14 protein-coding genes are annotated in these 15606 nt (G+C 34.4%); 5 read left to right on the top strand and 9 right to left on the bottom strand.

The features are described 5' to 3' along the window. Window positions 1-402: 402 nt before the first annotated feature. The 5 genes from IC221_RS14920 to IC221_RS14900 all read right to left on the bottom strand — a co-directional run bounded on the left by IC221_RS14920 (window position 403) and on the right by IC221_RS14900 (window position 3731). Window positions 403-675 carry a hypothetical protein gene (locus IC221_RS14920; protein WP_044202076.1) on the bottom strand — a complete coding sequence of 91 codons (273 nt, stop codon included), beginning with the start codon at window positions 673-675 and terminating at the stop codon, window positions 403-405. A 332-nt stretch (window positions 676-1007) separates the two neighbouring features. Then, entirely contained in the window at window positions 1008-1388 is a 381-nt protein-coding gene (locus IC221_RS14915; RefSeq protein ID WP_188169731.1) for a DUF1987 domain-containing protein, read from the bottom strand. A 65-nt stretch (window positions 1389-1453) separates the two neighbouring features. Further along, entirely contained in the window at window positions 1454-2113 is a 660-nt protein-coding gene (locus IC221_RS14910; protein ID WP_188169730.1) for a potassium channel family protein, read from the bottom strand. Next, the gene (locus IC221_RS14905; protein WP_188169729.1) at window positions 2100-2690 is read right to left on the bottom strand and encodes an ACP phosphodiesterase; all 591 of its coding nucleotides are present in this window, start codon (window positions 2688-2690) and stop codon (window positions 2100-2102) included. Before IC221_RS14905 ends, IC221_RS14910 begins: the two co-directional genes overlap by 14 nt. Window positions 2691-2723: 33 nt before the next feature. Next, on the bottom strand, window positions 2724-3731 hold the full coding sequence (locus IC221_RS14900) for a YafY family protein (protein ID WP_188169728.1): 1008 nt from the start codon (window positions 3729-3731) through the stop codon (window positions 2724-2726). Between the two features lie 165 nt (window positions 3732-3896). On the opposite strand from IC221_RS14900, the gene IC221_RS14895 reads away from it, so the two are divergent. Then, the gene (locus IC221_RS14895) at window positions 3897-4928 is read left to right on the top strand and encodes a radical SAM/SPASM domain-containing protein (RefSeq protein WP_188169727.1); all 1032 of its coding nucleotides are present in this window, start codon (window positions 3897-3899) and stop codon (window positions 4926-4928) included. Between the two features lie 51 nt (window positions 4929-4979). After that, window positions 4980-5732 carry a hypothetical protein gene (locus IC221_RS14890; RefSeq protein WP_188169726.1) on the top strand — a complete coding sequence of 251 codons (753 nt, stop codon included), beginning with the start codon at window positions 4980-4982 and terminating at the stop codon, window positions 5730-5732. A gap of 82 nt (window positions 5733-5814) precedes the next feature. Here the strand turns inward: IC221_RS14890 and IC221_RS14885 are convergent, their stop codons facing one another. From IC221_RS14885 to IC221_RS14870, 4 genes are all read right to left on the bottom strand, one after another. Then, window positions 5815-6810 (bottom strand): 3-oxoacyl-ACP synthase III family protein, encoded by a 996-nt coding sequence (locus IC221_RS14885; protein ID WP_044202067.1) that lies wholly within the window; start codon window positions 6808-6810, stop codon window positions 5815-5817. A 92-nt stretch (window positions 6811-6902) separates the two neighbouring features. Continuing rightward, complete coding sequence (pyrF, locus tag IC221_RS14880) at window positions 6903-7718, bottom strand: orotidine-5'-phosphate decarboxylase (protein WP_188169725.1); 816 nt, start codon at window positions 7716-7718, stop codon at window positions 6903-6905. Between the two features lie 149 nt (window positions 7719-7867). Continuing rightward, window positions 7868-9427, bottom strand: a complete 1560-nt coding sequence (locus IC221_RS14875; protein ID WP_188169724.1) for a YdiU family protein — start codon at window positions 9425-9427, stop codon at window positions 7868-7870. Window positions 9428-9724: 297 nt separating this feature from the next. After that, entirely contained in the window at window positions 9725-9895 is a 171-nt protein-coding gene (locus tag IC221_RS14870; protein ID WP_188169723.1) for a hypothetical protein, read from the bottom strand. Between the two features lie 344 nt (window positions 9896-10239). Between IC221_RS14870 and IC221_RS14865 the strand changes: the two genes are divergently transcribed. The 3 genes from IC221_RS14865 (at window position 10240) to IC221_RS14855 (ending at window position 15603) form a co-directional block, all read left to right on the top strand. After that, entirely contained in the window at window positions 10240-12930 is a 2691-nt protein-coding gene (locus tag IC221_RS14865) for a glycogen debranching protein (RefSeq protein WP_188169722.1), read from the top strand. A gap of 207 nt (window positions 12931-13137) precedes the next feature. Beyond that, window positions 13138-14631 carry an NAD(P)/FAD-dependent oxidoreductase gene (locus IC221_RS14860; RefSeq protein ID WP_188169721.1) on the top strand — a complete coding sequence of 498 codons (1494 nt, stop codon included), beginning with the start codon at window positions 13138-13140 and terminating at the stop codon, window positions 14629-14631. A gap of 135 nt (window positions 14632-14766) precedes the next feature. Then, window positions 14767-15603 carry a phytoene/squalene synthase family protein gene (locus IC221_RS14855; protein ID WP_044202058.1) on the top strand — a complete coding sequence of 279 codons (837 nt, stop codon included), beginning with the start codon at window positions 14767-14769 and terminating at the stop codon, window positions 15601-15603. The last annotated feature ends 3 nt before the right edge of the window (window positions 15604-15606 follow it).

Genomic DNA, 15606 nt, shown 5'->3' with positions numbered 1-15606 from the left:
ATTCGGAAATATAAATCTTGAAAATGGTTGGGATTCGATTAATGGAATCTCAACCATTTTTAATTCTCAATTATTTTAGACTTAGTTTTCATTAATTAAAGCAATTTCATTTGTCTTTTGAACTGTAATTTAGCTTTTGCGTTCAAAGTCTTGACTTTTTTGGTTCGTTTTTGTTTTAAGTTAAAAATGAAGAAGAAGGATGCTTGAGAGTAGATCCTATAAATACTTGTAGAAAGGTAGATTGGAAGTTGATGAAAACTTAGTTTACAATGTACTTAGGGGTTTAAAGAACAAGTCAGGAATATTGATTTGGAAATCAAACACAGTATAGATCTGAAATAATAAAAAAAAGGTTGCTACTTTTTAAAAGTAGCAACCTTTTCTATTTGGTGACTCAAAATATTAATCTTCTTGAGATAATAAATTTAAGTCTAAATTTCTTGCTTTAATTTGTTGAAAAACTTCTTTGTTTTCTTCTGCTGTAACAAATTTACTGCTTGTTACATCATAAACATAAAAATCAATAGCACCAAGGGTCATTACAATAAGAGCGATAGAAGCGTAACCTTTCAAAGGAGAGAAATATTGTAAAAAGGCCTTATACAATTTAAATAAGATAGCAATGTTTGAAATTACCAAATAAATTAACAAGATAGTATTAAATAAAAAAACCATAATATATTTAGTATAGTAACGTAAGTTGTTTCATATTAACTTTCATTTAAGACTACTTACGCAAGCTTAAAAATTATGTTATTATGTAGTTGAAATTCTTTGTAAGAAATACGTTTAATTTATAGAAATTATTGTTCCAAAATACTGAAACAATCCATAAACTTCTGTCTTAAATACAATTATACTAAATAAACGTAAGGATTAATAAATTTAGTATATAAAAAAAGATCTTTCTTTAAGAAAGATCTTACGTAAGCTTTTTTTTATAAAATGCATCTAAGGTTTTTTGAACCCTAAAAACATGTAATAGTGCTTTGGTATTAACTTATTGCTTAGTAGGCAATAAGGTTGATATTTTTCCAACCAGAGTCACTAATAAAGTCTTCTCCAGTTTCTAGCATGTCTTCATCATCCTTTTTGTAATACCAGTTCACAACAGCCTCACCTTTTCCTTTTTCTTGATATTCTTGAAGCATTTCAATGATTTTGAAAAAACTTTTGGATGATGCTGTGTTGAAGTAGGTCATCTTGTAATTCAATGTGATATTCAGACCACTTTCTTCTAAGTACTTTGATACCCAAACGAATAAAGGTTCAAAAAACTCAGCAGTATATTCGTGGTATGATTGACCAGAAACCTCTAATAGGCCTTTTGCAGGATCGAAGTTTACCTCCGGGACAAATTCCTTCTTCTTAATAAATAATTTTTCCACGCGCTGTTTAGTTATTTTTTAACAATATATACTTTTATAACCGGTTTACATAAAAAACGGACTTTTTATTTTTGGTGTTCCTGCTGGTACTTTCCAACAAGTAACGCCATCAAAATAGCCATATAAAACTGACCTACCATTGCAAAGATTACGGTAAAGGCTTTAGTTTCATCAGTGGTGGGAGAAATATCTCCGTAGCCAACAGTTGTCAAAGTAACAAAACTAAAATAAATTATATCAGAAATGTCCACAATTCTATTGAATGCGGTTCCATTATATAATAAATCACATATTTTAAATAAGATAAATGCAATTACACCTATCTGAATATATCCCGCAATTGCTCCTAAAATCGTATTGACATCAACTTTCTTTGAGTGCCATACTTCTTGTAATAAGACAAAAAGAAACATGGTAAAATAGACCAACATTGCACTCCAAGTTACAAAGTCGATATTGTCAATATGTAAACTTAAGGAAGCACTTTTACTGACACTAACGAAAACAAAGAATACTACAGTTACCCGTCGATACAACTTTCGTTCTCTTGTAAAGTTGATGATAGCAACCATCAGAACAATCAAAGTGATGTCTGAAATTTCGTCTGAATAAATAAAAGCTTGGAATATAATGGGTGCCCAGAGTACTGACACCAATGAAATCAATAAGATAACATATTTCTTATCGTAGAGTCCATCTTTAAGTTTTTGGCTAATCAAAGGCATTTTGTCTGAATTCTTCTACTTTTTGTTCTAATTGAGGGAAAAAAGCCTCATGGCAATCTAAGAAAAAATTGTAATCATTTTGAAGCCATTCTACAGATTTTGAAATAGGAGCTAAGTTTTTTATTCTTCTTTCCATTCCATGAAAAACCTGTTCTAACCCTTCGAAATATTGGTAGGCATTGAGCCAATCATACAATTTCAGGTAAGGATGCATATTTGTAGCTTTTTCAGGTACCCAGCTTTCATCCCACATTTTGTGATGATAAAATGAATCTGCAAAAGCTCTCAAACTTTGTTGATGACAATTATTCCAATTCTTAGCAAGAAAATGATCATGATAGATATCGGTGACTACCATCGAAAACCTTCCCGCATGAGGCTTTAGTTTATTGGACATTTCTTTTGTGATAGGATGTTGATCCGTGAAATCGTCAATAAACCGGTGTAGTTTTATACCCTGTTGGATTTTTTGTGGATAAGAGGAAAGGTTTTTTCCTTTTACAAAATCTCCAATAAAATTACCAAACATCTCTTCCGAGTCTGTATAGGATAAATAAAGGTGTGCGAGATAATTCAAATTCTTTTATTTAATAATCAGATGCTAATCAATTTAGTACCTCTGAGCTAATTTTTTAATTTCATTGGCAATCCCTTTTCGTAGAGCAAAAGGAGAAAGCACTTCTACTTGATTGCCCCAACTCAAAATAAGTGATCTTAACTCCATATTATCCACCAAACGTAGTTTTACCTCCAATCCATTATGATTTTCAGCAATGACTTCCTGCGTTTCATGTATAGGTGTATTTTTAATAAAGTTAGCAGCATATTCTCCATTAAATAGAAGACGGATTTCTTGTGGATTTCCTTTTAATGTTACTCCTAGACAGTTTTTAAAATAGACATCTCTGTTGAAATCAACCTGATGAGGTTCGAAAAAGACCAATTGAGATTGCAATTCTATACCTTGTACTCTGTCAATTGCTAAGGTTCTAATTCCTTGCCTGTTTTCAGCGTAACCCGTGATATACCAAAGTCCCTTAAACTCCTTCAAAAGATACGGATGAAATGTGTAATTGTCTTCATACAATGCACCAAATTTTTTGTAAGCGATGTTAATCACTTTATGATCTTTTGTCGCAGAGATTAACTCGGAGAAAATGGAAGTGCCTTTAGTGTAGAGTGATTTTTCAATCTGAATATAGTTTTCAAATTGCTCTTTCTTCTCGTTTTTGAATTTTTTCGTGATCTCTAAACCATCCAATACTTTATCAACAGCAGTAGAAAAGCTGCCTAAAACAGGGAGGTCTTTGAATTCTTCCAAAAAAGTTTCTACAAAATTCAATGCTTCCAAGTGCTCTCCGGTAAGACTCACACCCAAGAGTTTATAAGACGAGTCTGTATAATAATATCCTCCTTCTCTTTTATTGTAAGCCAAAGGAGCATCAAATTCATATCTGAGTGCTTGAATGTCTTTTTCAATAGTTGAAGGTGAATTGACCCCAAACTCTTCACTACATTTGTCCAGTAGCCTTTGTTTTGAAGGAAAGGGATATTGCTTACTACGAATGAGTTTATCTATTAATAGGTATCTTAAAAAGGAAAGCTTACTACTTTTCATTGACTAAATTTGTGCTTTAAACAAGAATGCTGAACGACAAGTTAATTAAAATAACTTTTTTTTTATCGCTTAAACAAGCATTTTTGAGTAATTAAAATTGTGTATGTTTGGTATTATTGCCAATCATTTCTTGTAAAGAAAACTAATTTGACATACAAAGTTAGAATGTTTAATCAAAAGATTGTTGAGACAAAGGTATTAATCCAAAAAATTTCTATTCTAAAATTGTGGAATGCTTTTTTGGTATTGATCACATTCTATTTATCAAAGTGGTTAAAAAAGCCGCTTCATCGTGGTAATCCCATAAGTCTTTCTATCGAACCGACTACTTCCTGTAATTTAAGGTGTCCCGAATGTCCAAGTGGATTACGTTCCTTTACGAGACCTACCGGGATGCTCTCAGTAAGTATGTTCGAAAAATTAATGGAAGAACTTAAAGATACATTAATCTATTTAACCTTTTACTTTCAAGGTGAACCTTTCCTTCATCCCAAATTTCTAAAGATGGTGAAGGTGGCACATCAATCCGGTATCTACACTTCTACTTCTACTAATGCACATTATTTTTCGGATAAAGTGGCCAAAGAAACGGTTGAGTCTGGGTTGGACCAACTGATTATTTCTTTAGACGGAACTTCCCAAGAAGTGTATGAACAGTATAGGATTGGGGGAGACTTGAATAAAGTGTTAGAAGGCACAAAAAAAGTAATTGAGTGGAAAAAGAAGTTAAAAAGTAGCACACCAAGAATAGTTTTTCAGTTTTTGGTAGTGAAACCTAACGAGCATCAAATTGAAGAAGCGAAACAATTGGCTGATGAATTGGGTGTGGATAAAATAGTATTTAAAACAGCTCAGATTTATAATTATGAAAACGGGTCTCCATTGATTCCCAGTATCCAAAAATATTCTAGGTATAAAAAAAATGGCGATGGTACTTTTTCTTTCAAGGGATCTTTAGAAAGAAGTTGTTGGAGAATGTGGCATTCGGCAGTGCTGACATGGGACGGAAAAGTAGCACCTTGTTGTTTTGATAAAGATGCAGAACATGTATTAGGGTCTTTAAAAAATGATTATATTAGATTTTTGGATATTTGGAATGCTCCTTCATATACTAATTTTAGAAAGCAGTTGTTGAATGGAAGGGAGAATATAGATATTTGTAAAAATTGTACTGAAGGGATTAAGATCTTTGGATGATCTCTTCAAAAGCTGATAATATTGGGGTTAAGCTAAAAAATAAACATTGAAATGAACGATCCTACGATAGAAAGAGTCTTATGGTTGGTAGTGATAGCATTATTAGTTATTGGTATAATAATTCTGGAATTAGTACGAAGAAAGCAGCATAAAGTAAGTAAGCGTTCGTATCAAGCCCAGAAAGAAAAAATTGCTTATTTAGAAGAGAAATTAAAAGAAAAAGAAGCTCAGAAAATTAACCCTCCAAAGGTCAACAAACCCAAGGTCACTGAAGTACAGGAAGAGGTTTCTGCGTTTCAATCTTCCCGCTTGCAGGCCATGTCTAGTAATAAGATGCTTGAAGTAGAGGATAATGATGACTTAGAAGATTTAACCATCGCATCAACTCATAATATTGGTAAAAAGAAAGAAATGCACCCTAAAGAGTTACTGGAAAGCACGATTGAAAGTGTAAAGAATTCATTGCCGGATAATGTAAGTATTGTAACCCAAATTGGTGGTGCTCCAAAAGTAAAGGTGAATCAGAATTTATTTTCGAAATCTCTGGGCGCCTTAATTCGTTGTTCAGCCAAAACCATTAAAGGAAATGGTAAGGTCACATTGTCATTGTATGCTTCTATGGGTGAGGCACAAATTAGTATTTCTGACAATGGTCAAGGGTGGGGGTATAAAGGTCAAAACCCTGATGACTTGAAAGCTTTGGAGATGGCAAAGAAAATATTAGAGTCTCAGAGTGCTAGTTTTGAGATGAATACACAAGAAGATAAAGGAACGGAGATGGTAATTACAATTAGGAACGAGTAATTATTTGATATAAAATTGAATACAAAAAAAGAGATGGTAAAATCAATTGCCATCTCTTTTTTTATTTTGAAAAGGGAGCTTTTTACCATTTGATAATGGCTGAGGCCCAAGTAAATCCTGAACCAAAGGCAGCCAAACAGATCAGATCACCCTTCTTAATTTTTCCTTGTTTGAAAGCTGTCGCTAAACTGATTGGAATAGAAGCAGCAGTTGTATTACCATATTTCTGAATTGTATTGATGACTTTCTCATCAGGCAATCCCATTTTAGCTTGTACAAAATTGGAGATCCTTAAATTCGCTTGATGCGGAACAAGTAAATCAATATCAGATGGTTTCAAATCATTTGCCGCTAAAGCTTCTGCAATGACTTCTTGAAAACGAACAACAGCATTTTTAAACACCAATTGACCATCCATATACGGGAAAGCAGAACCACCTGGCTTCCAGTAATCAGGATTATTTCTTTCTGGCTTTGTGAAACCAGGGTCAATCACGGCAAGTTTTTCAGCAAACTCACCCTCTGAGTGCATATGAGTAGATAAAATACCACAATCTTCTTCTGTAGCTGAAAGAATTGCAGCACCAGCACCATCACCAAATAATACGGTTACAGCACGACCTTCATCTGAAAAATCCAATCCACGAGAGTGAATTTCTGATCCTACCACAAGCACATTCTTGTACATGCCTGATTTGATGTATTGATCTGCAATTGAAATTCCGTAGACAAAACCAGAACACTGTTGACGAATGTCTAAGGCAGGGATCGTTCTAAAGCCCAATTCTCTTTGTAAAAGAACGCCTGAACCAGGAAAGATATAATCAGCACTTAAAGTACAGTAAATGATCATATCAATGTCCTTTGGCTCCATTTCAGCCATGGCGAGCGCCTCTTTTGTGGCTTCTGCAGCTAAATGATAGTTGGTTTCGTCAGGAGCGGCATATCTACGTTCTTCAATACCCGATCTTTCTCGGATCCACTCGTCTGATGTTGTGATTTTTTGTGCAAGGTCGTCGTTGGTTACCACTTGCTCAGGAACATAAAACCCTAAGCCTGTAATTTTAGTATTACTCATACTGTTGTTGTTTATATGTTGTGCTATATCAATGAGCTGTACCTTCATTCAGCATCACACATAGCTGAATGAAGGCCAACTTTAGTTTCAGCTTATAAATATTGGTCTAGTAACTGAGACATTTCATTTCTCAGTTTCTTTGCTTCTTGTCTTGCTACTTCTGCAAAGTCTTCACCATTAGAAGCGTAAATAATTCCTCTTGATGAGTTGACTAATAGACCACATTCTTTTGTCATACCATACTTTGCAACACCCTGAAGGTCGCCACCTTGTGCACCAACACCTGGTACTAAAAGGAAATTGTCAGGCGCTACTTTTCTAACATCCAAAAGGCTTTCTGCTCTTGTTGCGCCAACTACAAACATTAATTGATCACTAGATGCCCATTCTCTGTTTTTAAGAATAACATCTTGGAATAAGTAGTTGCCTGTTTCTTGGTTGACAATTCTTTGAAAGTCCAAACCACCTTTATTGGAAGTGTGTGCCAAAACAATCACCCATTTACCGTCCATTAAAAATGGTGTTACAGAATCCTCACCCATATATGGTGCCACTGTAATGGAATCGAATGACATATTTTCGAAAAATGCTTTGGCGTACATGTTGGAAGTATTTCCGATATCACCTCTTTTCGCATCTGCAATAGAGAAGTGAGATTTTGGCATGTACTCTAATGTTTTTTGGAGTGATTCCCAACCTTTTGGTCCTAAAGATTCATAGAAGGCAATGTTGGGCTTGTATGATACACAGTAATCAGCTGTAGCATCAATAATTTCTTTGTTAAAAGCAAAAATGGGATCTTCTTCTTTCTGTAAGTGAGCCGGAATTTTATTAGGATCTGTATCTAATCCTACACATAAAAAACTCTCTTTTTTCTTGATCTCATCAAAAAGTTCTTGCTTTGTCATGACGCTATATACGGTTACTAGAATAAGAAGCAAAAGGCTTCTTCATTATAAAATAGATCTCTCTGAGTATCAAAACGCACTCAAATTATGCAAAGTTATAAATTACAATGAAAAAGCCCCTTTTATTCCAGTTAAAATTTTCTTTCGAATTATGAGCTACATGAAAGCATAGAACAACCTACTTTGTTTCTTGCCCAGTCAGGTCTTTTGGCAAACCACTTTTCATTTTCAGGCTGTTCCTCATAAGGTCGTTTTAATAATTGGTAGAATTCTTCGATCATATCATAATTCCCCTTATCAGCTTCATCAATAGCTATCTGAGCCATGTAGTTTCTCAATACATATTTAGGATTGACCTTTTTCATCTTTTCTTTTCTGTCTTGATCAGAATCTTGCTCTAAATCAAGCCTTTCAAGGTACTTGTCAAACCAATCGTTCCATTGCTTTTTCACCTCTTCACTCATGTCATCAAAGGCATAGAATGCATCTTTAACAACTGTAAGAGGAATTTGAAAATTTTCCTTTTGTATGTTTGAAAGTAATCGGAAGAAGATTGTCATATCTGTTTCCGTCTTATGTAATACTTTTTCTAATTGTTGAATGAAGGCATTTTCTTCTTCAAATGAAAGAGAGAGTCCCAGCTTCTCAAGCATCATCTTATTGTATCGCTGTACGTAAGTGTCTTTATAATCTTCTAATGCATCTTGCAGACCTTCAGCTTCACCAATTAATGGGTAAATCGCATTGGCAAGTTTAAATAAATTCCACCCTACAATCTCACCTTGAGTGCCATAACGGTACCTTTTAAATTGTGAGTCTGTTGTGTTGGGCGTCCATCCAAAATCATAACCCTCTAACCAGCCATAAGGGCCGTAATCAATGGTTAAACCTAAGATCGACATATTATCAGTGTTCATTACACCGTGCACAAAACCGACTCTTTGCCATCCTAAAACCATCTCCATACTTCTTTCAGCTACTTCTTTGAAAAAGGCTAAATAAATTTCTTTTGAAGGTGCCCCAAGATGAGGATAGAATTGCTGGATCACGTAGTCAGTAAGTTCTTTTAATGTATCATGATCTTGATTTGCAGCTAAGATTTCAAAATTACCAAACCTCACAAATGACTCTGCCGCTCTACAGACAATAGCACCTTTTTCATAAGCAGAATTCCCATTGTACATGACATCTCTTAATACTTCATCACCTGATAACCCTAAACTTAATGCTCTAGTGGTAGGTATTCCTAAGTGAAACATAGCTTCACTACATAAGTATTCTCTAATGGAAGATCGTAATACAGCAAGACCATCAGCAGATCTAGAGTAAGGTGTCTCTCCAGCTCCTTTTAATTGTACCGCCCATAATTTATTATTGTATTCCACTTCAAAAAGGTTAATGGCTCTGCCATCTCCCAATTGACCGGCCCATTGCCCAAACTGATGACCACCATAACACATTGCAAAGGGAGTGCTGTCAGGGTAGTTACTATTGCCAGTAAACAAGTCTCTGAATTCATCTGATTGACTTTCCGCTTTTGAAATACCTAGCGATTCAAGCATTTCATCAGAAACATGTAGGATAGAAGGTTTTGCTGTTTTTTTAGGAGTGACATAAGAGTAGCAAGCTTTGAGAACTTGTCTTCTATAATTTTCTTTTTCCGGGTCTGCCGGAAGGTTAGTGAAAGTATTTTTTAAGTTGAGGTGCATCTTCTTGTTTATTATTTAATACTCAAAGTTAACTATTGGACTGACTTTATGCCAAAATGTTTTGAAACTGTATTTTTAATGTAAAGCATTTATTATCTAGTCTTCAAAAAAAGAGAGGATAGTATGAGGTAGTATTTGAAATAAGAATAGAGGATATTTCACTTAAATGATAATGCCTATAGAGAACACTTTTAGGTTATCTCTATAGGCATAAGAAAATTCATGAGTCAGATGAATTAATTTTCAATAAATAAGTATTGAGATCGAAGTATGAACTTTCGTTTAAAGTGTAGTTATTTAATCGTCTTTTTCTCTACTTATTCGACCTATAGGCGACTCCACTTCCAAACCTTCATTAGATATCGATTGGACTTCTGTAGGTTCCACATTTTCGTTGGTTTGTGGATCGCAGCTGAAAGTAGTTACTGAGATACAGATAATAGCTAGAATAGCACTTATTCTTTTCATAATAATTAGTTTTAAGATGTCAGGAAATAGTTTACGATTGTGAAGTTATGATAAAACTGTTAATATGGAAAGTTTTTTAGTAAAACTACTTATTATCAATTGTTTATAATGAAATGGTTGTCTCTGTTAGAATAATGATAATTTATAGCTGAATAAGTGAGTCAATTTGATTTTATAATATAATGAATCGGGAAATTCATAAGAAATGTAAATGTTAAATCATAGTAACCGATTGCAATAAAAATCATATTGTATGTGTAAACATTCTATTTGTAAATTGTAAAGAGCTAGCTACTCATAGTTAAATAAGAAACCTTTATTTATCAAGTATCAAAAGAATGGAAATGAAAAAGTACATCATTAAGAGTATTTTATTTCTTGTTTTAGCATGTGGTTTTATTGCATGTTCAGAGAAGAAAAATGAATTATTATATTCTTCAGACACATATCAAGTGTATAAAGATCATGTTGTTCAAGGAGAGTACGAAGCCAAAGTTGTTTCTGATAAGGAAATGACTTCCAATTACAAAAGCCCGTTGCAAGATGCCTACAGCAGAGCAGTGGAATTTAAGTTTAGTATTAATGGAAAAGATGATGAGCTTCCTTATGGAATTAACCATAGAGTAGTCATACGACCTGAAAATGGTACTTTTACAACCAAAACGATCAAGTTTGGTGAACCATGGGCAATGGATGAAAAGTTAGACCCGATGGATTGGTTGGAAGAAAACACCAAAGTAACTTTTAAATTGGATATGTCTCCTGTTTTAAATGCCTTTAAAGAAAAAGGTTATTATGAAGATCTTCATGGGGATAAAATCTATAAAGATGATTTCAAAGGTGTTTTTATAGCAGGAGGAAGTGCCCCTTTAAGATGGGATTTTGAAAACTTAAGCGAAAGAGAGCAATTACAAGACGAAAATGGAGATGGCATCTATGAAGCGACTTTCGTAATGAACGCACCAGATCCTGAAAAGCAAACATCTCCAGTATGGACATCTTCAAAAAATATTGAGAAATACCCTACGTTTACATCGGATATTCCTTTGATCAATGCTCTGTATAATTTAGCATTAAATGAATTGGTGGCAGATTCTGAGGCCGATGGAACTTTCAGGACAGGTAAAGAATGGGGAGGTGTTTGGACAAGGGATATCAGTTATTCAATTGTATTGAGTTTGTCAATTCTTGACCCAGATAGAGCCATTACTTCTTTAAGAAAAAAGGTAAAAAGAAACCGCGTGATACAAGATACGGGTTCAGGTGGAGCATGGCCTGTTTCTTCCGATAGGATGACTTGGGCTTTGGCTGCTTGGAATGTTTATACCGTAACAGGAGATAAGGCTTGGCTGAAAGAAGCTTACAAAGTGATTTCTAATTCCATTGAGGATGATATGTTGGTGGTTTACGATGATGAGACGGGTTTGATGAGAGGAGAGTCTTCCTTCTTGGATTGGAGAAAACAAACCTATCCACGTTGGATGGATAATAATGATATTTACCGTTCATTGAATTTAGGGACTAACGTTGTACATTTCGAAGCAATGAATATTGCATCAAGAATGGCAAATATCTTAGGAAAAGGTAAAGATGCAGAACGTTATTCTACATTGGCTTCAGATCTTAAAAATGCCATTAATAAACACCTTTGGTTGGATAAAGAAGGGTACTATGCACAATATATGTATGGTAGAAATGAGATGGTTTTAGCACCAAAATATGAAGCATTAGGAGAGGCATTGGCGATTATTTTTGGGGTGAGTGATGCGGAAAGAAGCAAAGAAATTGTAGCCAAATCACCAATCGTTCCTTTTGGGGCAGCATGTGTGTATCCTCAAATTCCAGGAATCCCTCCTTACCATAACAACGGTATTTGGCCTTTTGTACAGGCCTATTGGAATATTGCGACAGCAAAAGCAGCCAATGGAACGGCTTTGGAACAAGGTTTAGCTTCCATTTATAGACCTGCTGCACTTTTCCTTACCAACAAAGAGAACTTCGTTGCGGAGGATGGTGATTATATGGGTACAGAAGTGAATTCTGATGAGATGCTTTGGAGTTTATCCGGTAATATGGCCATGATTTATAAAGTGTTCTTCGGAATTTCGATTGACCAGAATGGTGTGCTAACATTTAATCCTACAGTACCAAAGGTTTATGGAGGTAATAAACAGTTGAACAATGTGAAATTATGGAACGACAACCTTTCTATTTCTTTGGAAGGCTATGGTAACGAGATTAAGAGTTTTAAAGTAGATGGAAAAGAGGTGTCAGCCAAGGCACTTTCGTTAGAAGGAGGAGGTTCTCATAAAATTGAGATACTTCTAGCAAATAATGATATTACGGAGGGAACAACAAGTAATAAAGTGCCAAATAGATTTCACTTAAAAACTCCTCAAGCAGATTTAAAAGGGAACACTTTAACGTGGAAAGCTATAGAAGGTGCTGTCAAGTACGAAGTTTTGGTCAATGGAAAAGTAATAGCTTCTCCAACGTCTACAGAATATAAACTATCACCTTCGAATAAGATGTTAGAAGAATTTGCAGTGAGAGCCGTGGATCAACATGGTTATTTGTCTTACATCTCTGAACCTGTAATAAGTAAGAACTATCAGTCAAAAAATATTTCAAAAGTGGCTAGGGTAGATCAAAAAATTACTATAAAAGGTGCTCCAAATAATGTTGTCGAAGTTTCTAAATCAAAAAATAAGAAGGTCAAATTTGATCTTAATGTGAAAGAAGCGGGAGAGTATATTGTTTGGTTCTCTTACACAAATGGTAGTGGTCCATGGAATACTGATAACAAATGTGCCATTCGTGCATTAGTAGTCAATGGGGAAGAGGTTGAAACTATTGTTATGGCTCAAAGAGGTACTGGTGAGTGGTCGAGTATTGGTAATACAAACAGGATGAAAGTGAATTTAAAGCCAGGAAAAAATCAAATTCAACTACTTTTAAAAGAGCATAATGAGAATATGAATGTCGATGTAAATACGGCATTAATTGAAAATATATATTACGGTAAGACGAAATAAATTTTTCCCGTAGATTAAAAAAAGGCTTCAAAACGTGTGTTTGAAGCCTTTTTTTGTATTAAAGTACCAATATCCAAGAATGTTTATTTATAATAGTTTGAAATAGAGAGACTAAACTCAATTTTTTGACTTAGCTTAAACAATTCTTCAACGTTTTTGTTTATATTCTTGTCTTAAATAGTTAAACAAAATACTTCAACTAAAAATATGGCATCAATAGGTATTGTAGGTTCAGGGTTTTCAGGTTTGTCAGCAGCAATAACCCTCGCTGATCAAGGACATGAAGTTCATGTTTATGAAAAGAACGATCAAATTGGTGGTAGAGCTAGAACTAAGACGATTAACGATTTCACTTTCGATTTAGGACCATCTTGGTATTGGATGCCAGATGTATTCGAAAACTTCTTCGCTAAATTTGGTAAAAAAGTATCTGACTACTACGAACTAGAACGATTAGACCCCTCATATAGAATTTATTGGTCAAGCACTGACTATACAGATATTCCCGCTGATGTAAATCAACTCGGAGATATTTTTGAAGAATGGGAAGCTGGAGCAAAAGAAAAATTAATGCAATTTATGGATGAAGCAGAGATCAAATACCAAATTGGTATGAATGATTTCGTTCATCGTCCTTCTTACTCCATAATGGAATTTGCGGAATGGCAAGTCATTAAAAACATTCCAAGACTTCATCTTATCTCTGATTTTGCGAGTTACATCAGAAAGTATTTTAAGAATGAGAAAATCCTTAAAATCTTAGAATTCCCAGTTTTGTTTTTGGGTGATGTTGCAAAAAGAACTCCCGCATTGTACAGTTTGATGAACTATGCCGACCTTAAATTGGGTACATGGTATCCAAAAGGTGGATTGGGAATGGTAATTAAAGGTTTTGAAAGCTTAGCGATTGAAAAAGGGGTAATATTTCATACTTCTACTCCCATTGACAAAGTAAATTGTGAGGGAAGAAGCATTACTTCTATGGAAAGCAATGGTAAAGTGATCAAACATGATGAGTGGGTAGGAACTTGTGATTACAATTTCTTCGAGCAAAAACTATTGCCAAAGCAATATAGAAACTACACCGAAGAATATTGGGATAATCGAAAAATGGCACCATCATGCCTGCTGTATTACATAGGAATGAATACGAAGATTGACAATATTCATCATCATAATTTGTATTTCGATACACCATTTGAGCCACATGCAGAAGAAATTTATGATCATCCAGCTTGGCCTAAAAAACCATTGTTCTACATGTGTGCACCTTCAGTGAGCGATACTACAATTGCTCCAGAAGGAACGGAAAATTTAATGCTTTTGATTCCTGTTGCTCCTGGCTTGAAAGACACAGAAGAGATCAAAGAACATTACTTCAATGTGATTTGTGATCGATTAAAAGCCTCAACAGGTACTGATATTAGAGATCATATCATAGTAAAAGAAACTTTTGCTCATAACGATTTTGTAGAAGCATATAATGCATTCAAAGGCAATGCTTATGGTCTTTCTAATGTTTTAAAACAAACGGCCTTTCTGAAACCATCTATTCGTTTCAAAAAGCTAGATAATATACTAATGGCAGGGCAATTAACAGTGCCAGGTCCAGGTGTTCCTCCTTCTATTATTTCCGGTGAACTAGTCGCTAGAGAAATATTGAAGAAAAAGGGCTTAAAGGCTCCTGAAAGAGTTGTTTGATACAATATTCTATTTCCTTTACTTATGCCATTTGGATGTATAAGTAAAGGAATATTTAAATTTACTCATCTCCAAGTATTTATAATAACTTATTGATACACACCAATTACACTATAACTTGAAACACTTAATGTAATGAAAAAGATTTATGACGACTTGTCTTATAACTTATCGAAATCGCTAACGTTAAAGTATACTACATCCTTTGCAATTGGAATTCGATTTTTAGCACCATCACTTCGTCCAGCAATTTATGCTATTTATGGATTTGTAAGAGTTGCTGATGAAATTGTAGATTCCTTTCACGGGTATGACAAGGAACAGCTGTTAGACGATTTCGAGAGAGATTGCTATAAGGCAATTGATGATAAAATTAGTACCAACCCGATTTTACATTGCTTTCAAGAAGTAGTAAATCAATACGGTATTGAAAGAGAACTGATTTCTCTTTTTATCAGAAGTATGCGTATGGACCTCAATAAAACGGAATATTCTGAGGAGGAATATAAAAACTATATTTTAGGTTCAGCAGAAGTGGTAGGCTTAATGTGTCTTAGAGTTTTCTTGGAAGGCGACGAAAAAGAATACAGAAGATTAGAGCCTTTGGCAATGTCTCTAGGTTCAGCTTTTCAAAAAATAAATTTCCTAAGAGATTTAAAAGCAGATGTTCGTGATTTAGGCAGAGTTTATTTCCCTAACATTGATATTTCAGTCTTCAATGATGAAGTGAAAAAAGAAATAGAAGCTGATATTCAAAAAGACTTTGATCAAGGTTTTGAAGGTATCAAGCAGTTACCTAAAAAAGCACGATTCGGTGTTTATTTAGCGTATATATATTATACTAGGCTGTTTAGTAAAGTGAAAAATGCACCTGCTGAAACTATTTTAAAAGAAAGATTGAGAATTCCAGATCCAAAGAAATACATGATCTTATGTCAATCTTATATTCGTCATCAAGCAAATATACTGTAAGCT

It is taken from the genome of Flammeovirga sp. EKP202 (assembly GCF_014534745.1).
In the GTDB taxonomy this organism is placed as follows: Bacteria; Bacteroidota; Bacteroidia; order Cytophagales; family Flammeovirgaceae; genus Flammeovirga.
Note: the sequence above shows the minus strand (reverse complement) of the source record. Positions and strands in the feature narration are given on the sequence as shown.